The following is a 22,472-nucleotide window of genomic DNA, read 5'->3' as shown; positions in this document are numbered from 1 at the left end:
TTAAAACAAGCTTTTAGGTAAAATCAAGTGCCACTCGGGCGAGTGGTACGTTCTCTTATACTATTCCGTCTTTATACTTCGTTAGATACTGGAATGTTGCATTTGTTCTTAGACTTATTCTAAAAACAGATATCATCATTTTTAGACCTTTTCACGGTTTACCGTGTAGCGTCTCACCCTTGTTAAAGATAGTTTTACAACAAATAAAATCGAATCAAACCGTAGTATAGAATAATTGGTTTGATGTACCGTTGAAAAAGAACCCCAAACTAATAGAAATGCTTAAAAAATTACTCTTTTTACTTTTCCTAATCCAAGGAACGGCCATTTTCTCGCAGTCCTTTACATCTATTTGGAATACTAACAATACTAGTACGCAGTCTCCTGCAAACAACGAAGTTACTATACCGACAAACCCAGGTTTTACTTCTTACAACTATACCGTAGAATGGGGCGATGGGGCTATCGACAATAATGTGAATGGCGATATCACACATACCTATGCCGCACCAGGTACTTATACTATTTCAATTAGCGGCGATTTTCCAGCGATTTATTTTAATGATGAAAATACAGGTGATAAACTAAAAATTATTGAAATTTTGGACTGGGGCACTATTCAATGGCAAAGCATGGAAAATGCTTTCTTCGGATGTGAAAATTTAAATTTTGATGCCATTAATGCGCCAGACCTTTCCCAAGTAACTACGTTACAGAACATGTTTAGGGATTGTCTCAGCTTTAACGGAATTGTTAATAATTGGGATATTAGCAACATCACAGACATTTCAGGCTTGTTCTATAATGCGAGAATTTTCAATAGACCTCTAGATACTTGGAACACCGCAGCAATCACCAAAATGTCCGAGACATTTTACTATGCACAAGATTTTAATGAACCCTTGGATAACTGGAACACGGCCTCTGTGACCGATATGTCCTCAATGTTTTATTACGCAAGTGATTTCAATCAAAATATCAATAATTGGAACGTTACTCAAGTTACTGATATGTCCAGTATGTTCCATTATGCAAATAGGTTCAACTTTCCTTTAAACAATTGGAATGTAAGTAATGTGACAAACATGCGCAGCATGTTCTATAGTTCGGACTTTAACCAACCTATTGCAAATTGGAACGTTAGCAATGTCACCAATATGTCAGGCATGTTTAATAGTTCACGTTTTAATCAACCTATCGGTAATTGGAACGTATCTTCAGTTACGGATATCTCAGCCATGTTTCAAAGAAATAGGACTTTTAATCAACCCCTAAATAATTGGAATGTTAGTAATGTGACGAATATGGCTAGTGTTTTTGATGGGTTTTATTGGGACCAAGTCTACAATCTTCCTCTCAATAATTGGGATGTAAGTAATGTGACCAATATGAGCTATATGTTTAGAGACAACTCTGCCTTTAATCAAGATATAAGTGGGTGGAACGTTAGCAACGTTACCAATATGCAGGGTATGTTCAGCGAAACGCCTGTATTTAATCAAAACATAAGTTCTTGGAACGTAGGTAATGTTACCAATATGTCAACTATGTTTAGTAGAGCCCAAGCTTTTAATCAGCCTTTGGATAATTGGAATATGACCAATGTAGAAAATATTTCATCAATGTTTAGCAGGGCACAAGACTTTAATCAACCCTTACCTACATGGAATCTTACTAACGTTTCAAATTTTTCCAACCTATTTAGTCAGGCTTCGTCTTTTAATCAAGATATAAGTGGATGGAATACTGGATCAATTACTAATATGTCCGGTGTTTTTAACCAAGCAACTTCCTTCGACCAAGATTTGAGTCCTTGGGATATTTCTGCGGTTACCAACATGAACAATATGCTATCCAATAGTGGACTTTCACAAGAAAATTATGACAATACGCTTATCGGATGGTCTGGTCAAACCGTAGACTCAGGAATCAATTTAGGCGCAACTGGTCTTCAATACTGTGATGCATTGCCCCAAAGACAAAGTTTAATAGACGATGATGGTTGGAACATTACTGGAGATAGTGTGAACTGTTCTTATGTTTTATGTACTACTATTACCATGCCCCACGCAAGTGATACGGCCACTCCCGCAAATAGTGATATTCGTTGGGATCCCGCGCCTAATGCTACAGGTTATTATATTACTTTGGAAATCGAACGAGGAGGTGTAAGAAGCTATGTCAATATAGATGGTAATCCTGCAAATAATTATGATGTAGGTAATGTTGTCGGTTTGGGTTTCTCTAATGAATTTGATACTGGAGACATTGTTTATGTAACTGTTGTCCCTTACAACGGTGATGGTCCTGCTACCGGATGTCAAGAAATAAGCTTTACGGTGGTTGAAAGTTGGGTAAATAGTCCGGATGCCTTTAAATTAACTTACGACACCACATTACAGGAAGGAACTACAACGACCCCAGCAAATCAACTTTTGATTCAAACACAATCTGGTTTTACTTATGATTATAATATTGATTGGGGAGATGGACAATACGACAATAACGTAACTGGCAATATTACACACACTTATTTAACACCAGGTATCTACACGGTAAGTATTATCGGAACCTTCCCAAGCCCAAGACATAATCAGTCTAGCGGCGATGCGTACAAATTATTGTCTATTGACCAATGGGGAACACAAGTTTGGGAAAGTATGTACAACGCTTTTGCAGGCTGCGAAAACATGGAATATAATGCGACCGACGTTCCTAATCTGACTAATGTTGAGAATATGGGCAGCATGTTCATTGTTTGCCCTTTATTTAACGGTGCTATAAACAATTGGGATGTAAGCAATGTTACAAATATGTATGGTATGTTCGGTGTTGCCTCAATATTCAACCAACCACTAGACACTTGGGATGTAAGCAACGTCACCAATATGAACTTCATGTTTGCAGGAGCTTCCGAGTTTAATCAAAATATTAATAGTTGGGATACCGGTAGCGTAACGGACATTGCTAGAATGTTTAGGCAAGCAACCGTATTCAATCAGCCATTGAACAATTGGGACGTCAGTAGCGTTATCAACATGTCTCAAATGTTTGAATCCACCGACGAATTTAACCAACCATTAAATAATTGGAACGTTGAAAATGTTGAAAATATGGCTTCCATGTTTAACCGCGCCGAAGCTTTCAACCAAAATATAGATAATTGGAATGTAGCAAATGTAACCAGTACCGCCAGCATGTTTAGCTCAGCTACTGTCTTCAATCAACCTTTAAATTCTTGGGATGTCTCCTCAGTAACCAACATGAGTTCCATGTTCAGAAGTGCCGAAGCATTTAATCAACCTTTGAATAACTGGAATGTAAGTTCGGTCAACAACATGTCAAGTATGTTCAGTTCAACTACTAGTTTTAATCAGAATATAGATAGCTGGAATGTTACTAATGTGACTACTATGGCCTCTATGTTTAGCTATGCATCCGCATTTAACCAACCTTTAAACAGTTGGGATGTGAATTCCGTAGTAAATATGTCTAGCATGTTCCGAGGAGCAGAAGTCTTTGACCAACCTTTGAACAATTGGGATGTTAGCGCCGTCGCAACAACACTCAGTATGTTCGAAGATGCTTCGGTATTTAATCAACCCTTAAATACTTGGAATGTAAGCTCTGTTACTTTAATGGAATCTATGTTTGAAAGTGCATCTCTTTTTAACCAACCCCTCAATAACTGGAATGTAGCTGTGGTTACAAATTTTGAGGCTATGTTCAAAGATGCCGAGGTATTTAACGAACCATTGAATAATTGGAATACTGGAGAAGCCTTGACCATGGCTGACATGTTCCATGGAGCAACAGCTTTCAACCAAGAATTAGACTCTTGGAACACATCTTTTGTAACAACTATGGAAGGTATGTTTGAAGATGCGACCGCCTTCAATCAACCCTTAAGTTCTTGGAACGTGGCATCTGTAACAACCATGAAAGATATGTTCAACGGCGCAACCTCATTTAACGCCGATATTGGTGCATGGAACGTTAGAGGTGTAACCACAATGGAATACATGTTTAACGAAGCTTCCGAATTTAACCAAAGTTTAAACAACTGGCGCGTATCTGGTGTTACTGATATGGACTATATGTTCAGAGAAGCGACGACTTACAACCAAGCCATGAACTTATGGAATATAGGAAATGTAAGCATGCGCTCAGCTTTTTACAACGCAACAGCCTTCAACCAGAATTTAGGTGATTGGGATGTAAGTGGAGTTACCGATATGCGAGATATGCTAGACGATACTGCACTTTCAAGAGAAAACTACGACAATACGCTAATTGCCTGGTCAGAACAAACTTTGACCAGTGGAATTACACTTGGGGCCACTGGTTTGCCTTATTGCGATGCGGTTGAAGAAAGACAGTCGATGATCGATACATTTGGTTGGACTTTTGATGGTGACATAAGGGATTGCCCTATTCCAGTGTGTACACAATTAAGCTCTCCTTTAAACGCTGATACAGATGTCCCTGTAAATACCAATATTACATGGGACCCTGCGCAATATGCAAGAGGATATCGTTTAACTGTAGGAACTAGTCCTGGTGGGAATGATGTAGTGGATAACGAAACCATCACCAATGAAACATCATATGAATTTGCGGCTGATTTTAACACGGGTGATGTGGTCTACGTAACCCTGATTCCTTTTAATGACGAAGGTGATGCCGTTGGACCCTGTACAGAAGAGAGTTTTACAATTTCTGCTGACCCTGCGACTATTCCAGAATGTACAAGTTTAACCCAGCCTCTTAACAATGCTACTGACGTAGTAGTAACTTCTGATTTAAGTTGGGAACCTATTTCAAACGCAGACGGGTATCGATTAACAGTGGCAACAACATCTGGAGGTAATGATTTAGTGGATAACGAAGATGTTGGCAATGCTTTAACCTATGAGTTTTCTGCTGACCTTCCTGAAGACAGTGACATTTTTATTACCATAACACCCTATAATAATGAAGGTGATGCGATTGGTTGCACCGAAGAACGTTTTGACACCGAGCTGATTCCGGTTCCACCAACTTGTACCAATTTAATAAATCCTGCAAATAATGATTCGGATGTAGCCATTGACACCAATTTAAGCTGGACAGCCGTACCTAATGCCACGGGATATTTAGTAACAGTTGGAACAACTTCAGGTGGTATCGAAGTTGCCAATAACATTGATGTTGGCAGTGATACGTTCTATGACATTCCAGCTGATCTACAAGAAGACAGGCTACATTATGTAACGATAATTCCCTATAACGATGAGGGTGATGCTACGGGTTGTATTGAAGAAACATTCACCACAGGAAATAACTCTAGCCCACCATCTTGTGTTCTTTTAAATGCTCCCGCCAACGGTGCAACAGCCGTAGCATTGGACACGAACTTAAGCTGGAACAGTTCTGGCTCCGCAGATGGTTATCGTTTAACCGTAGGCACCTCTAGCGGTGGTATCGATATATTTTCGGACGACCTAGGTGATACCACCTTACATGATTTGGCCGCTGACCTACCTGAAAGTACTATGATTTATGTGAATATTACAGCTTATAATATCAACGGTGATGCCACAGGTTGTACGGAACAAAGTTTTATGACAGATGGTGCTCCCTTATGCACTACACTGATAGCTCCTGCAAACTCTGAAACAAATGTTCCTGTAGATGTTGCTAGCATCCGTTGGAACCCAAGTGCAAATACCGATCGCTACTTTGTTACCATTGCAGCATCAATAAGTACGGCCAATAATGGCACCTTTGAAGTGACCTCAGGTACTACTTATAATTTTACTAACAACTTTGAACGAGGTGATGTAGTTACGGTAACCATTGTGCCCAGTAACGCTATTGGGAATGCCGTAGGTTGTACCTCGGAAAGTTTTAGTATTGTTCCGCCACCAGTACCAAACTGCACAACGCTTTTAAGTGCCTTAACCGATGTGCCACTGCAACCGACCATTGAATGGAATGCAAGTACAGGTGCCGATGGTTATAAATTAAGCGTTTTGGCAAGTAATAGCACTGCCAACAATGTGACCGAACTAGACATTTCAGCAAGTACCACATACACCTTTACCAACGACTTTGAGCCAGGCGAAACAGTAGATATTACTATTATACCCTACAACGACCAAGGTGATGCCATTGGCTGTACGGCGGAGGCCATTACCATAAGACCCGTTCCTGGGTGTAGTAGCTTAATTACACCTAGCAATGGAGCTATTGATGTAGCTGTAGACACCAATATATCATGGACCATAGTTGGTGATGCAATTGGCTATAAACTGACCGTTCTAGGCAGTTCTAGCACAGCTAACAATTTCACGGACGAGTTGATTACGTCCGGTAACACCTATGATTTCTCCAATAACTTTGAGCAAGGCGAAACGGTTACTATCACCATTGTGCCTTATAACGAGAGTGGTGATGCAATCAATTGTTCTTCGGAAAGTTTTACTATAAAACCTGTACCTGAATGTACAACCCTAAGTGTTCCAACCAATGGTGCAATTGATGTGGCAGTTAATGCAGACATCACTTGGAATGCGGTAAGCGATGCGACTGGATATCTTATTACAACAAATGCAAGTGTAAGTACAGCCAATAACGGGACTTTTGATGTAACAACAGGAAACAGTTATAATTTCTTAAATGGTTTTGAGCAAGGAGAAACCGTAACGGTAACTATTGTTCCTTACAACGAAGTGGGTGAGGCCATGGGTTGCACCGCGGAAAGTTTTACCATAAAATCAGTGCCTTCCTGTACTAGTCTTGCGGCACCTACCAATAACGCTATTGGAGTACCAGTAGACACGGATATTAGTTGGAATGCGGTAGCCGACGCAGATGGGTATCGTGTTACGGTCAATGCTAGTGTAAGCACCGTTAATGACCAAACTTATGATGTTGCCGGAACTACTTTGGATGTTCCCGGTGATTTTGAACAAGGCGAGACAGTCACCGTTACCATTACCCCATACAATGAAGCAGGCGATGCTATTGGTTGTGCTTCGGAAAGTTTTACCATAAAATCCATTCCATTATGTACAAACCTCATTTCACCGGCAGATGGGGATGTTGTTGCCCTAGCTAGGGATATTGCTTGGAATGCGGTGGCAGATGCTACTGGTTATAAATTAACAATAAGTGGAAGTAATACAACCATAAATAATGTTACCGACTTTGAACTTACGGAAACCACCTATGTTTTCCCTAATGATTTTACACAAGGAGAAGTGGTAACAGTAACCATTACCCCTTTCAATGAAGTGGGTGATGCAATAGGCTGTACAACAGAAAGCTTTACCATAAGACCAATACCAACATGTACGAATCTTATAGCACCATTGAACAATGCAGGACAAGTTTCCGTGATGACAGATGTTTCTTGGAATCCTAGTTTCGATGCAGATGGATACCGAATTTCCGTTGGCACTTCTCCAAATGGAACAGATATCGTAAACAACGAGGATACAGCCTCCCTAACAAGCTATACCTTCGGCAACGATTTACCGTCAGAGTCAGTAATCTATGTAACCATTGTTCCTTACAATACCTCAGGTGAAGCAGTAGGATGTAGTTCAGAAAGTTTTGAAACAGAGGTTATAGCACCTGATTGTGCGGTGCTCTCTAGCCCTGCAAATGGCGATGACAATGTACCTTTAGAAAGTGCGATAAATTGGGATGAAGTTGAAAAGACGGATGGTTACCGAATTTCTATTGGAACCACCGCAGGAGGAAATGATATCGTTAACAACCTAGACCTTGGTCTAGCTACAAGTTATACCCATAGCGAAGAATTTCCTTTCGATACGGAGATTTTTGTCACTATCACTACATATAATTCAGCAGGTGATGCTGCGGGATGTGAACAACAATCGTTTACAACCCTTATTCCAGAGGATGAAACAAAATATGGTTTTTCCCCGAACGGAGATGGTATAAACGACCATTGGCAAATTGAAAATATTGAATATTACCCACAAAACACCGTGACCATTTACAACAGATGGGGAGATATGGTCTTTACCATAGACGACTACGACAACCAGAGCAACGTATTCCGTGGCGAGGCAAACCAAAAAACCAAAATGGGCGCAGGTGCGCTACCCAGTGGCACTTACTTCTTCAACATCCAAATCGATGGCGAGACCATCCTTAGAAAAACACAGGGATTCCTTGTTATAAAGCGATAAAAACATGAAATACATATCAAAGAACATCGCGCTTATAGCGGTAACCCTACTTATGGGGCTTTGCACCGTAAATGCACAACAGACCCCGACATTCTCGGAATACAACTATAACCCCTATCTCATAAACCCCGCCTTCGCAGGACTCACCCCTAGTGCGGAAATAACACTCAGCAACTCCGGGTTCTTTAACCGGATAGAGGGTAGCCCTAGAAGTTTTGCGTTAAGCCTACACAGTCCCTTTAACCGGGGAAAGATAGGTCTGGGAGCGGGCCTCATAAGGGACGAAATTGGCGTAACAACCTCCACCAGTGCCTTTGCTACTTACTCTTACAAGATTTTCTTCGATACTAAGAGTAACAGGCCCTATTGGCAGATTTATACCCCAAACTCACTCTCCTTCGCCATATCACCGGGGGTACAACAATTCCAGGACAACCTTACCCGATTGGGTATTATAGGGGACCCTAACTTTGCACAGGATATCAACGCTACCATTCCCACCGTTGGCGTAGGTATATTATTGAACCTCGCCAATGTTTATGTGGGACTTTCTACACCCAATGTTCTGGGGGACGCCCTGGCCTCAAATGATGAAAACCTGGATTTAAGCAGTCCTTACTACGGATATCTGGGTTACCGTTTCTTCTCCAACCAGTTCGAGGAACTCATGATAAAACCTAATGTCCTCATAAAATACGAAAATGGCGCACCTTTACAGGTAGACATGAACCTTGCGGTAAGTTTTAAGAACAAGTTCGAAATAGGAACAGGGTACAGAACAAATTCATCCATAAACCTTTTGGCCGGGATTTACCTCTTCAACAATATTAGGGCCATCTATAACTACAATCTTAGCCTAAACGATTCTCCTCTAGGGAATACCCACGGTATCGTCCTAAGCTATCTCTTTGGAGAGGGATACGCTAGGGATTAGAATTTTTCACTGTTTAGGGGGGTATAAAACAGGTAACTATTGGCTAGTTTTGAGCAGGAGATAATTCTTAGCGATTTCGATTGTGAAGACGTACAAAGTAATCATTACTGTCAATAATACATTTTTGTAGCTAAAATCCTATTAATTATTTTCTGTTCACAAAAGATTTAACTTATAAGATGGTCTCACTCCTTTGAGTGGTACTTTTTAAGCAATATTAGCTTTTAACATTACGTTAAATTTAAGCGTTAACCAGACTGCCATTCGAATGAACAAATTACTACTCCCCCTGTTTTTTCTCTTTTTTAATGTTTCTTCCCATGCGGCAAACATTTTTGTGGACCAATCTGCCCCGGCAGGTGGTGATGGTTCCACCTGGGCGTTAGCTTTTCAAGATATACAAAGTGCTGTTGATGCGGCATCTGCTAATGATATTATTCTAATTGCAGCAGGAATTTACCAACCAGTAGACGAAATTGATATCATCATACCACTGACGATAAGAGGTGGATATCCTCAAGGCGGTGGTCCGCAAGATATAAATGTAAATATAACTCAGATTCAAGGTGATCTATTATCTGGAGTTTTTGATGTTGCTATTGACTCTGAAACCTTGTTTCAAGGTTTCAGATTATCAAACTTTAGAACAGGAATTGCCACAGATTCCAGTATAGCAGTAGATCAAGTAGAATTTTTTGGTTCAATAATTAATGATATCAGAGTTGACGATTCTATATCAGCTTTAGCAGTTACAAATTGTCTGTTTTCTGATAGTTCTGGAACAAGTATTTCTGCAACATTAGATATTGTCAATTCAATAACTATATCTAATTCTATTTTTGAAAATAGCTCAGGTAGGGCTTTATCAGCAGATGATCAGGTTTTAAATATAGCCATGGTTAACTGCTCAATATTAAATTCTACATCTGATGGTACATCTATTACTTTACGCGGTCCAAATGCAAACATTATTAATCTTAATGCTGAAAACAACAATCAACCAACTGGCTCTATTTTAAGTTATAATAACGACAATGGCACGCTGTTTATAAAGGATTCTAACTTCTCTAATAATACTGGTCAGAATGCAGTTAATCTATCAGTTTTAGGTGGTAGTGTTATTATAGAAAATACTAATATTTCTGATAATACAGCAACTGGACCATTTCCGTATGGGGTTATAGATGCCAGAAACGCCAACGTTACTGCTAGAAATTGTAAGTTCAACGATAACTTTGTTCAGGGCTCTCAAGCACGTATTTTCGGGGTTAGGGATTTTGGTGCAGGCATAAGTCTTATCCTTGACAACTGTGAATTTCGTAATAATGATGCTGTAGGCTCTATAGAGAATCTTTTACGAATTCAAAACATTGTTGATCTAACTATAAACAATTGTACTTTTGATAATAACGTTTTAGAAAGTCCAATAACAATCCTGAACAATGCTTCAATTACCAATAATGTTTTTGAAAATCATGTACTATCAGATTTTATTTTCGAACTAAGGGGCCAAGTTCCGCAATCAAGTGTAACATTTGAACGCAATAGATTTTCCGCAAATACTTTCGGTCGGTTTTCTATTTCCAGTTTTTCAAATTTAGAATCAAGTAACAATTCCTATACTGAAGAAACTGTTAGTGTTTTCTTTAATATTACCAATTCAAAGTTTACAAATGAAAATTACCGTGGTAATTCTTCTGGAAGAATATTTTTCTCACTTCTTAATACTAATGCCACAATAGAAAACTCAGTTTTCATATCCGAACTTAACAGTGGTTCCCACAGGCTTAATACTTCTTCCGGCGATGTATCTTTGAATATCGTTAATAGTACATTTTCAGCATCTAATTTTAATGATGTAAATGTAAACGTAAATTTTAATGACGATTTACCTTCAACCCTGCGCAATTCGGTATTGTGGTCCGGCAGCAACTTAGCTCAAAGTGCGCTTACAGGGTCAACATCTAATTTAGTAATTCAGCATTCGTTAGTAAAAGGAGAAAACTTTCCAGGTGTTGGTAATTTAAATGGTACTGTTGTTGAAAATACACCCATTTTTGTAAATCCTAATGCATTTGATTTTAGAATGCAAGACTGTTCACCTACCATAAATGAAGGTCGTAATAGCTATAGTAATGTCTCAACTGATTTACTAAATAATTTAAGAATTTTTGAAACCTCAATAGATATGGGGGCTTATGAATTACAAGAACCTGCCAGAGCAACTTGTTCTGTACCTGAAAGGCCGTTATGTACAACTTTGATACTTCCCGCTGATGGAGATACTGACGTATCAACAGACACTAATTTAAGATGGACGGCAGATCCTGATGCCACAGGTTATATTTTACGAGTTGGAACAACACTCGGTAGTTTCGATTTAGTTAATGAAACTTTAACAGGTAGTGTTACAAGCTATAATTTACCTAGTGATTTGCCAGATAGTGCTGAAATATTTGTAAGGATTATACCCTTTAATGGTATTGGGAATGCAGTAGGTTGTGTTAGTGAAAGTTTTTTTACGGAAACCGTGCCTAGTAGTTGTACCGCTCTAACTGCACCTTTAAACAATACTACTAACGTGTCTGTAGATACTAATTTAACTTGGAATGCCATACCAGATGCCACAGGTTATATCCTTAGGGTAGGAACAGCCTTAGGTAGTTTCGACCTATTAAATATTACGTTAGAAAATAGAACAACTTACGATTTACCAAACGACTTACCTTTTAACTCAGAAATTTTTGTTAGGATTATCCCTTTTAACGAATTTGGTAATGCTATTGGTTGTGTAAGCGAAAGCTTTACTACCGAAACACTAGTAACAGAACCAAATTGCACTACAATTTCAATGCCTTTGAATGGTGATACAGATGTACCTGTAACCTCTGACTTAAGTTGGAATTCAGCAGTTGGAGCTGATGGTTACCGTGTAACTATAGGAACCACATCTGGTGGTACTGATATTTTTGATAATATCAATTTAGGTATCAATACATCCGTTAGTTTACCTGATTTTCCAGAAAATACCGAAATTTTTGTCAGCATAGTGCCATATAATTCAGAGGGTAATGCCATTGGATGTGCTGAGGAAAGTTTTACAACGGAAACTTTGCCAACAGTACCAGGTTGTACTTCTATAGATAATCCTAATGATGGAACTAATAATGTTCCGGTTACCACAAATATAAATTGGGCCGAAATTGCTGATGCCACTGGCTATGTTTTATCTGTTGGCACAACGCCTGGTGGTGCTGAAATTTTAGATAGTGTAAATGTTAACAATGTTCTTACCTATGATTTCCTATCAGATTTACCAGAAAACACAGAGATTTTTGTAACAATTATTCCATACAACGATGTAGGCTTCGCAACAGGATGTGCAGAAGAAAGCTTTACTACTGAAACCTTGGCAACCATTCCAAATTGTACAGCTTTAACCACACCACTGAACGGAAGTACAAATGTTTCTATTCTAACCGATTTGACTTGGACAGCCCTAACCAATGCCGATGGCTATTTTGTAACCGTAGGCACAACATCAGGAGGTAGTGATATTTTAGATAATGAAAATGTCACTGGAACAACATTTGATTTACCAACGGACTTACCAGAAAACACGGAAATCTTCGTTACCATAATTCCTTATAATGGCGCAGGTAATGCCACGGGATGTGTTGAAGAAAGTTTCACTACTGAAACCTTGGCAACAACCCCAGACTGTACAGAGCTTACCTCACCACTTAATGGAGAAACAGGTGTTTCATTAGAAACAGATATAAATTGGTTAGCATCAGCTACAGCTGAAGGCTATTTATTATCTATTGGAACGACTCCAGGAGGAACAGATATTCTAAATAATGAAGATGTTGGTAATACAACAAACTTCGTACCTCTTAATGATCTTCCAGAATCTACTGAAATCTTTGTGACTTTAATTCCTTACAACGCCCAAGGAAATACCACAGGTTGCGCAGAAGAAAGCTTTACCACAGAAACCTTAGCCACAATTCCGAATTGTACAGCATTGACATCACCATTGAACGGAAGTACAAATGTTCCGATTATAACCGATTTGACTTGGACAGCCCTAGCCAATGCAAATGGCTATTTCGTAACCGTTGGAACAACATCAGGAGGCAACGATATTTTGGATAATGAAAATGTCACTGGAACAACATTCGATTTACCAACGGACTTACCAGAGAACACGGAAATCTTCGTCACAATAATTCCATATAATGGCTCAGGTAATGCCACAGGTTGCGCAGAAGAAAGTTTCACTACAGAAACACTTGCCACCATTCCAAATTGTACAGCTTTAACCACACCACTGAACGGAAGTACAAATGTTTCTATTCTAACCGATTTAACTTGGACAGCCCTAACTAATGCCGATGGTTATTTCGTAACCGTTGGCACAACTTCTGGAGGCAACGATATTCTAGATAATGAAGACGTCACTGGAACAACATTCAATTTACCAACGGACTTACCCGAAAACACTGAAATTTTTGTAACAATTATTCCTTATAACGGCGTAGGTAATGCAACGGGTTGTAACGAAGAAAGTTTCACAACAGAAACACTTGCTACCATTCCCAACTGTACAAATCTTGTTTCACCTTTAAACGGAGCTACAACGGTTTCTACTGACCTTGCTGAAATTACTTGGGAAGCTGTAACCAATGTCGATGGCTACCGCATAACGATAAATGGCAGTTCAAGCGATATCAACGATGTAACCAATTTAGTAGTTGCCGGAACTTCGCATCCCTTCACCAACAATTTTGATAATGGGGAAACAGTAACGGTGACCATTGTTCCCTTTAATGACGAAGGTGATGCAAATGGATGTGCGGAAGAAAGCTTTACTATGGAAACTTTGGTGACCATACCAAACTGTACAAGTCTAGTTTCCCCTTTAAACGCTGCAACCAACATATCCATTACAACGGATTTCAACTGGACAGTAATTTCTAATGCGAATGGATATTTCTTGACCATTGGCACAACAAGTGGCGGAAACGATATCTTGGATAATTTCGACGTGGGTAACAATACTACTTATGATTTACCAGCAGATTTACCGGAAAACACTGAAATCTTTGTAACCATAATTCCCTACAATGCAACGGGTGATGCCATCGGGTGTACCGAGGAAAGCTTTACAACCATTTCTTCTCTAAATATTCCATCTTGTACTACCCTAAGTGACCCGCTGAACAACAGTACCGGTGTTTTTGTAGATACCAATATTTCTTGGGATGCAGTAAATGAAGCAACTGGTTACATTTTGTCCATAGGCACAACAAGCGGCGGAAACGATATATTGGATAATTTTGATGCCAGAAACAATACCACTTATAACCCACCTTCAAATCTACCAGAACTAACAACAATCTTTGTTACGATTATACCTTACAACAGTATTGGACAGGCCGTTGCTTGTCTTGAAGAACAGTTCGACACCAATGTTGGCTTTTCCGTTCCTAATTGCACTGAACTTACCAATCCTGTAAATAATGCCGTAGGGATAGAAACAACAACAGATTTGAGCTGGTCTACAGTAGCCAATGCTAGCGGATATAGAATTACGGTAGGAACCACTCCTACCGGTAATGAAATTATAAATGATTTTGATGTTGGCAACCTTACTACATATAATCTTCCCACAGATTTACCCTTCAACGCTACAATTTACGTAACCATTACACCCTATAATACTGTGGGGGATGCCATAGGATGTTCTGTTGAAAATTTTAGTACGGTGACCGGTGAACCCAGGCCTAACTGTACCACCCTATCCTCCCCACTAAATGGAGAAACGGATGTAGCTTTAGATGCCAGCATAAACTGGAATCCTGTTCCAAATGCTACGGGATATAGGATTACAGTTGGATCCGTAAACGGAGGAGGAGAGTTAGCAAATAATGAAGACGTTGGTAATACTACCACTTTTACTTTTGGACCCGGGTTTATTGAGAGTGTAATCTATTATGTTACGGTAACACCTTACAATGCTGCAGGTGATGCATTGGACTGTACCGAAGAAAGTTTTACTACGGTACCCCCACTGATGTCACCAGACTGTACCACATTGACCAACCCACTTAACCTAGAGACGAACGTTGCTCTGGATGTCAATATTTCATGGGGTGTTGCAAATAGGGCAGATGGCTACCGATTGACCTTAGGAACCACATCAGGAGGAAACGACATTTTAGATAACTTGGACCTAGGGAACATAACATCTTATAATCTGCCTAATGATCTGCCTCCAAATACGGAAATATTCGTATCCATTACCCCCTATAATACTGCGGGGAATGCACTATCATGTTCCGAAGAACGCTTTATCACAGAAGATGCTATAATAGAAAGCCCTTCTTGTACCGTTCTTAATCTTCCCATAAACGGGGACATTGACGTAGCACCTAATACATTATTAAGTTGGGATGCTGTTGACGGGGTAGAGGGTTATCTGCTTCATATTGGAACTACAGCTGGTGGCTCAGAAATTCTTGCGAACAATGATGTAGGACTTATCACAACATATGAGCCGGCGCAAGATCTCCCACAAGGGCAAGTTATATTTGTAACTTTAATACCTTATAATGCTTTTGGTATAGCGGAAAGCTGTTCCACAGAATCCTTTACCATCATTGCCGAGGAAGAAGAGGAAGATGAAACACTTTATGGAATTTCCCCAAACGGAGACGGCATCAATGATTTTTGGTCTATTGATGGTATAGAATCCAGCCCAATTAACACCGTGACCATTTACAACAGATGGGGAGATATGGTCTTTACCATAGACGACTACGACAACCAGAGCAACGTATTCCGTGGCGAGGCAAACCAAAAAACCAAAATGGGCGCAGGTGCGCTACCCAGTGGCACTTACTTCTTCAACATCCAAATCGATGGCGAGACCATCCTTAGAAAAACACAGGGATTCCTTGTTATAAAGCGATAAAAACATGAAATACATATCAAAGAACATCGCGCTTATAGCGGTAACCCTACTTATGGGGCTTTGCACCGTAAATGCACAACAGACCCCGACATTCTCGGAATACAACTATAACCCCTATCTCATAAACCCCGCCTTCGCAGGACTCACCCCTAGTGCGGAAATAACACTCAGCAACTCCGGGTTCTTTAACCGGATAGAGGGTAGCCCTAGAAGTTTTGCGTTAAGCCTACACAGTCCCTTTAACCGGGGAAAGATAGGTCTGGGAGCGGGCCTCATAAGGGACGAAATTGGCGTAACAACCTCCACCAGTGCCTTTGCTACTTACTCTTACAAGATTTTCTTCGATACTAAGAGTAACAGGCCCTATTGGCAGATTTATACCCCAAACTCACTCTCCTTCGCCATATCACCGGGGGTACAACAATTCCAGGACAACCTTACCCGATTGGGTATTATAGGGGACCCTAACTTTGCACAGGATATCAACGCTACCATTCCCACCGTTGGCGTAGGTATATTATTGAACCTCGCCAATGTTTATGTGGGACTTTCTACACCCAATGTTCTGGGGGACGCCCTGGCCTCAAATGATGAAAACCTGGATTTAAGCAGTCCTTACTACGGATATCTGGGTTACCGTTTCTTCTCCAACCAGTTCGAGGAACTCATGATAAAACCTAATGTCCTCATAAAATACGAAAATGGCGCACCTTTACAGGTAGACATGAACCTTGCGGTAAGTTTTAAGAACAAGTTCGAAATAGGAACAGGGTACAGAACAAATTCATCCATAAACCTTTTGGCCGGGATTTACCTCTTCAACAATATTAGGGCCATCTATAACTACAATCTTAGCCTAAACGATTCTCCTCTAGGGAATACCCACGGTATCGTCCTAAGCTATCTCTTTGGAGAGGGATACGCTAGGGATTAATCTATCCCGTCAAAAGAAAAGAGAATACTATTTAAATTGATTAAATTGCTTGACAAAGAATCTGTTTAAATGAACACCTATTTACCAAAATTTCTCTATGCTGCCCTACTACTTACAATAGTTAGTAATAGTACTGCACAAGATACGTACAAAAGAAATACGTCCGTTGACGTAAAGTCATACGTTTTTGACCTTAAATTGAATGACGTCTCCAATAAAATCACAGGCGAAACTACGGTAACTGTTACCCAATTAGAAGAGGGTTCATTTGCATTGGACCTCATTGCTAAAATAAATGATTATGGGATGACCGTTTCCAAAGTTTCAGAAGCTGGTAGGGTAGTTGATTACTCGTATATCGATAATAAAATAAACATAAATCCTGCTAAGTCAGCTAAAAAAGAAAGGACATTTACCATAAACTACGCTGGTATTCCTGAAAGAGGACTCGTCATTGACACCACCAAATTTGGACAACGCTCTTTTTTCGGTGATAATTGGCCTAATCTGGCCAGACACTGGCTGCCGTCCGTAGACCATCCTTACGATAAAGCCTCCGTAGAATTTAGAATTACCGCCCCAGAACATTATGATGTGGTGGCCACTGGGGAGAAAATAGAAGAAAGTCATCTTGGAGACGACATGAAGCTTACCGTTTACAGGGAGCCCGCACCAGTTGCCATGAAAGTAGTTACTATCGGCGTTACTAAATTTGCGAGCAGGCAACTGGAAGATGTGTACGATATTCCCGTATCCGCTTGGGTATATCCAGAAAACAGATTGGATGGTTTTAACGATTATGCGGTAGCCTCTAAAGTTCTGAAATATTTTATTGACAACATAGGACCCTACTCTTATGCGAAACTTGCCAATATGCAGGCAAAAACTCAATGGGGCGGCTTAGAAAATGCTGGTAATATTGCCTATTTTGAAAACTCGGTTACGGGTAAAAATGAAGTAGAAGGACTCATAGCTCACGAAGTAGCCCACCAGTGGTTCGGTAATTCTGCAAGTGAAAACGATTGGAACCACGTTTGGCTTAGTGAAGGCTTTGCGACCTATTTCGCAATACTGTATCAGGAATCGGTTTATGGCGATGAAAAACGTAAAAAAGAACTTGCCTTGGATAGGAAACAGATAATTGAATATTATCAAAAGAATCCATCGCCCATTGTTGACCCCTCTATTAAAGACCCTTTAAAAGTATTAAGCACAAACACCTATCAAAAAGGAGGATGGGTATTACATATGCTGCGACATAAACTAGGTGATGACGTTTTCTGGAAGGGCATTCAAGCATACTATAAAAAATATCGTAATTCAAATGCGATGACTGCTGATTTTCAAAAAACTATGGAAGCGGTTTCAGGAGTGGACTTATCCGTTTTTTTTAAACAGTGGATTTTTACTAAAGGATATCCAGAGCTTAAGTTAGACTGGAGCTATACCAATGGAAAATTGAAACTAAGTATACATCAGCTACAAGAGCATCACAGCTTTAATTTTCCACTAGAAATTGGTGTCACCAATGGCGATGACACCAAAATAGAAACACTTCAGGTTACAAAATCAAAAGAGGATTTTGAAATTCCCTTAGCCAAAAAACCTAACGCCGTTTATTTAGACCCAAATTTGTGGTTGCTTTTTGAAGAAAAATGATGCTTAATACCTTTTAAAAGGATTTACTTTATCATTTTTAGGTTCACTAACTCTTGTTCCGTAAGAAAACGCCAGTGTCCTCTAGGTAGGTCTTTTTTTGTAAGTCCGCCATAAACGACACGGTCTAACTTAACTACTTTATAGTCTAGTTCCTCAAAAAGTCGTTCTATAATTTTACCTCTAGAACTAAAAATTTCTAAGCCTACCTCACGTTTAGGAGCATTAGTTATAAAACTAATATCCTGTACACGAACTACTTTATCTTCAACAGTTACTCCTTCTTGAATTTTCTTTAGGTCCGCACTTCGCAAATCTCTATCCAAAACAATATGATATATTTTTCGCAGTCCATTTATAGGGCTCTTTAATCTTTTCTTTAAATCCCCGTCATTGGTAAAGACCAATAGACCGGTATGTTCTTTATCCAATTTGTCAACGGGTAGCAGTTTGGATTTAGAAGCGTTTGATATTAATCCAGAAACATGGCGTTTGCCTTTTTCATCTCGGATAGTAGTAGAAAAATCCTTTGGTTTATTGAGCAGTACATACTCTTTTTTCACGGGATTCAATAAGCGACCATCGAACTTTACCTCATCATCTAGCTTCACTTTATAACCCATTTCGGTAATAGGCTTGCCATTAACGGTAATATTACCTGCGGCTATATAAATATCTGCATCTCTACGTGAGCAGACACCCGAGTTCGCCACATATTTATTAAGTCTTATGGAATTGGGGTCAGAAGGTTGCTTAGGAGCCGTCGTCTTTTTTACTGGTGCATTTCCCCTAGCGTATCCTTTTTTTTTAAAATTTCCGCTTGGTCTTCCAGATGACCTTTTACCCTTATTAGAATTTTCCCTGCTCATGATACGAATTTAGTTGCAAAGGTAGGAAAATGGATTACCGCCTTAGCAGTAATAGACAACTAAATCAATCTTCAAATTCAACCGTAGACTGTCTTTCGCGATTTACGGTAAGTTTGGTAACGTCTGGTCTGGAATAATGCCCTACCACATCAAAATTTTGACGTTCTTCATATACCCTATTAAAATCTAATTCCTGATAAATTAACCCTTCCCTGTGCAATACTGGGGCAATAATCCATTCCCCGTTAGGACCCGCAATACAGGAACCACCGTTAGCCAACGTGTCAGGTGCTTTTTTTAGAATAGCATCGAGGTGTGGGGTGTCTTTTGGAAAATCAGTTTTCGCCATTAAGGAGGAAACAGAAAGGACATAACTTCTAGATTCTCTTGCTATAAACCTGGTAATGTCTTTGGTATTATGTTCACTCCCGGGCCAAACCGCAATATGTAAATTTTCCCCTTGTCCGTAAAGGGCCGTCCTAGGTAGCGGCATCCAATTTTCCCAACAGTTTAAACCTCCTACGGTAAATTGTTTTAATGGGTGTACCTGAAGTCCGTTACCATCTCCTGGAGCCCACGTGAGCCGCTCATCATAGGTAGGTTGCAATTTTCTATGGACTGATTTTATCTGCCCATTTTCATTAATATATACCAATGAAGCATAGATACTATGACCGCCTCGGTTTTTAGCACGTTCCATTATACCAAGATAAATGGCCATACTGTTTTCTTTTGCGAGTTTTTGTATGGTTTCTAGCTCTCCTGCTTCTATCTGAATAGCATTTCTAACATAATGTGCATGAAGTTCTTTGTTTACCTTTTTATCCCATGAAGCGCCTTCTGTTAATGCCAACCAAAATGGATAACCAGGCAACAAAGCCTCACCGAAAACTATCAGTTCTGCATTTTCTTTGGCAGCTTCTTTAATGCTAGCCGCTATCTTGTCTATAGTAGCCTTTTTATTCAGCCAAACGGGAGCAATCTGTGCCAATGCCACTTTTAGTATATTTTCCATTATAAAATTCTATTTAAGACCAAATCAACATCAATTAAGAGAATACTAAAAACACCCGTAACAATTATCAATTTTAAAATATTATGCAACCAGATGTAATGCTTTTTAGTCGCAGCTTTTGGCAATAATAACAGAAAGAAAAGCAACAGTGCCACGCAAAAACCAAAAAAATAGTACATGTAACCAATATCAAACTTAAAAATAAGAAGCAGTGAAGGTATTAGGGTAAATACCACCAAAATACCTATGAGCAACTTTGAAATCTTAACGCCATAAATGATAGGAATTGTTTTATAGTTCTGCGCTAAATCTCCGGAAATATTCTCTAAATCCTTAATCATCTCCCGAGAGAGTATCAACAGAAAAAGAAAAATAGCGTGAACGAAAATTACCGATTCAAAATTCTTGTAGTAGACGAATACAGCAAAAAAAGGAGTAATTGCAAGGGTTGCCGAAACAAAATTTCCAATAAAGGGTAACTTTTTCAGTTTATGGGAATAAAACCAAATACCAAAAATATAGGCTGAAAAGAAAAATACCGCCCTAAATGAAACGTAACTGGCAGCGATTACCGCAAAAAAGTTCAGTACAAAATACGTGGTTAATTTAAAGCGTTGACTCACCAACCTATCTAACATACTCTTCCTAGGTTTGTTAATCAAATCTTTTTCTGCATCATAAAAATTATTGATGATATATCCACTGGCAATCACCAACGCAGAAGCAAAAACGATTATGAAAAGATTTATATCCAAAACAACCTCACTTAACGGTAATTTTGGCGCCAATATATAAATGGAGGCTAGGTATTGGGCAAGGGTAATAATCAAGATATTATAACCGCGCACAACAGAAAACAGACTCAATACTTTAAGTAGTAAGAGTTTGTTTTTTCTACTAAACATGGAATAAGAGTGTCCTAGAAGTTGTAAACCACTTCTAATTGATAGTCTTTTAACGCCTTCTTGGCCTTGTCTAAGTCTTCGGTAAAACCAAGGATGTAACCACCACCTCCAGAACCGCAGAGCTTTAAGTAATAGTCGTTTGTTTCTATGCCCTGTTTCCAAAGTTCATGAAACTTAGCAGGAATCATAGGTTTAAAATTATCTAAAACTACATTTGACAACTGTTTTAGATTACCAAAAAGAGATTTTACATTACCGCTTACAAAATCTTCCACACAGGCATCTGTATGTTTAATAAACTGATTTTTAAGCATTTTTCTAAAACCTTCGTTCTTCATCTGCTCCATAAAAAGCTGTACCATAGGAGCTGTTTCACCAGTGGAACCACTATCTAGAAGAAAAACCGCACCTTTTCCTTCTATATGCTGGGTAGGAATGCTGGTAGATTCTATATTGTTCTTAGAATTTATAAGTATGGGCAGACTTAGGTAACTGTTTAAAGGGTCTAAGCCAGATGATTTTCCATGAAAAAAAGATTCCATGTACCCAAAAATCGTCTTTAATTTAAGTAGCTTTTCTCTGGTAAGATTTTCTAAAACCGTAATCTTATCATTAGCGTATTTGTCATAAATGGCAGCTACTAAAGCACCACTACTACCCACTCCATAACCCTGAGGTATGGAACTGTCAAAATACATTCCTTTGGCAATATCAGACTTTAAATCTTCTAAATTAAAAGATACCAACTCTGGTTGCCCCTGTGTAAGCTTATCTAAATGCTCAGCAAAACCGTTTAAAGCTTTATTAGATTCTTTTGCCTTTTCTGAACTATTATCGTCCGTTTTTAAAGCTCCTTTAAAAAAATTATAAGGTATGGAAAGCCCTTTAGAGTCCTTAATGATTCCGTACTCTCCAAAAAGAAGTATCTTAGAGTAAAATAATGGTCCTTTCATTCTTTATATCTATACAATAACTA

Annotated in this window: 9 protein-coding genes; 5 read left to right on the top strand and 4 right to left on the bottom strand. The window is 39.2% G+C overall.

The window, feature by feature from the left end; genetic code table 11:
* Positions 1–278: 278 nt before the first annotated feature.
* The 5 genes from SJY09_RS16040 (at position 279) to SJY09_RS16020 (ending at position 18,710) form a co-directional block, all read left to right on the top strand.
* The gene (locus tag SJY09_RS16040; RefSeq protein ID WP_396636714.1) at positions 279–8,204 is read left to right on the top strand and encodes a BspA family leucine-rich repeat surface protein; all 7,926 of its coding nucleotides are present in this window, start codon (positions 279–281) and stop codon (positions 8,202–8,204) included.
* Between the two features lie 4 nt (positions 8,205–8,208).
* The gene (locus SJY09_RS16035; RefSeq protein ID WP_396636712.1) at positions 8,209–9,138 is read left to right on the top strand and encodes a PorP/SprF family type IX secretion system membrane protein; all 930 of its coding nucleotides are present in this window, start codon (positions 8,209–8,211) and stop codon (positions 9,136–9,138) included.
* 268 nt (positions 9,139–9,406) lie between these two features.
* Positions 9,407–16,117: a gliding motility-associated C-terminal domain-containing protein gene (locus tag SJY09_RS16030; RefSeq protein WP_396636713.1), complete on the top strand. Its 6,711-nt coding sequence runs from the start codon at positions 9,407–9,409 to the stop codon at positions 16,115–16,117.
* A 4-nt stretch (positions 16,118–16,121) separates the two neighbouring features.
* Positions 16,122–17,051 (top strand): PorP/SprF family type IX secretion system membrane protein, encoded by a 930-nt coding sequence (locus tag SJY09_RS16025; protein WP_396636712.1) that lies wholly within the window; start codon positions 16,122–16,124, stop codon positions 17,049–17,051.
* Between the two features lie 69 nt (positions 17,052–17,120).
* Positions 17,121–18,710 (top strand): M1 family metallopeptidase, encoded by a 1,590-nt coding sequence (locus SJY09_RS16020; protein WP_396636711.1) that lies wholly within the window; start codon positions 17,121–17,123, stop codon positions 18,708–18,710.
* A gap of 23 nt (positions 18,711–18,733) precedes the next feature.
* Here SJY09_RS16020 and SJY09_RS16015 read toward each other — a convergent pair whose 3' ends face one another.
* The 4 genes from SJY09_RS16015 to SJY09_RS16000 all read right to left on the bottom strand — a co-directional run bounded on the left by SJY09_RS16015 (position 18,734) and on the right by SJY09_RS16000 (position 22,449).
* A complete protein-coding gene (locus SJY09_RS16015; protein WP_396636710.1) occupies positions 18,734–19,576 on the bottom strand; it encodes a pseudouridine synthase in 843 nt (280 codons plus the stop codon).
* A 64-nt stretch (positions 19,577–19,640) separates the two neighbouring features.
* Positions 19,641–20,591, bottom strand: a complete 951-nt coding sequence (locus SJY09_RS16010; RefSeq protein ID WP_396636709.1) for a carbon-nitrogen hydrolase family protein — start codon at positions 20,589–20,591, stop codon at positions 19,641–19,643.
* On the bottom strand, positions 20,591–21,496 hold the full coding sequence (locus SJY09_RS16005; RefSeq protein ID WP_396636708.1) for a geranylgeranylglycerol-phosphate geranylgeranyltransferase: 906 nt from the start codon (positions 21,494–21,496) through the stop codon (positions 20,591–20,593). Before SJY09_RS16005 ends, SJY09_RS16010 begins: the two co-directional genes overlap by 1 nt.
* Before the next feature lie 14 nt (positions 21,497–21,510).
* The gene (locus tag SJY09_RS16000) at positions 21,511–22,449 is read right to left on the bottom strand and encodes a mevalonate kinase (protein WP_396636707.1); all 939 of its coding nucleotides are present in this window, start codon (positions 22,447–22,449) and stop codon (positions 21,511–21,513) included.
* Positions 22,450–22,472: the final 23 nt, after the last annotated feature.

The sequence above is a fragment of the Maribacter sp. R77961 genome (assembly GCF_044594925.1).
Taxonomy (GTDB): domain Bacteria; phylum Bacteroidota; class Bacteroidia; order Flavobacteriales; family Flavobacteriaceae; genus Maribacter.
Note: the sequence above shows the minus strand (reverse complement) of the source record. Positions and strands in the feature narration are given on the sequence as shown.

Bases quoted from the DNA above. Each gene is read 5' to 3' on its own strand.
- SJY09_RS16040 (WP_396636714.1), top strand. From the start codon at position 279: ATGCTTAAAAAATTACTCTTTTTACTTTTCCTAATCCAAGGAACGGCC.
- SJY09_RS16035 (WP_396636712.1), top strand. From the start codon at position 8,209: ATGAAATACATATCAAAGAACATCGCGCTTATAGCGGTAACCCTACTT.
- SJY09_RS16030 (WP_396636713.1), top strand. From the start codon at position 9,407: ATGAACAAATTACTACTCCCCCTGTTTTTTCTCTTTTTTAATGTTTCT.
- SJY09_RS16025 (WP_396636712.1), top strand. From the start codon at position 16,122: ATGAAATACATATCAAAGAACATCGCGCTTATAGCGGTAACCCTACTT.
- SJY09_RS16020 (WP_396636711.1), top strand. From the start codon at position 17,121: ATGAACACCTATTTACCAAAATTTCTCTATGCTGCCCTACTACTTACA.
- SJY09_RS16015 (WP_396636710.1), bottom strand. From the start codon at position 19,576: ATGAGCAGGGAAAATTCTAATAAGGGTAAAAGGTCATCTGGAAGACCA.
- SJY09_RS16010 (WP_396636709.1), bottom strand. From the start codon at position 20,591: ATGGAAAATATACTAAAAGTGGCATTGGCACAGATTGCTCCCGTTTGG.
- SJY09_RS16005 (WP_396636708.1), bottom strand. From the start codon at position 21,496: ATGTTTAGTAGAAAAAACAAACTCTTACTACTTAAAGTATTGAGTCTG.
- SJY09_RS16000 (WP_396636707.1), bottom strand. From the start codon at position 22,449: ATGAAAGGACCATTATTTTACTCTAAGATACTTCTTTTTGGAGAGTAC.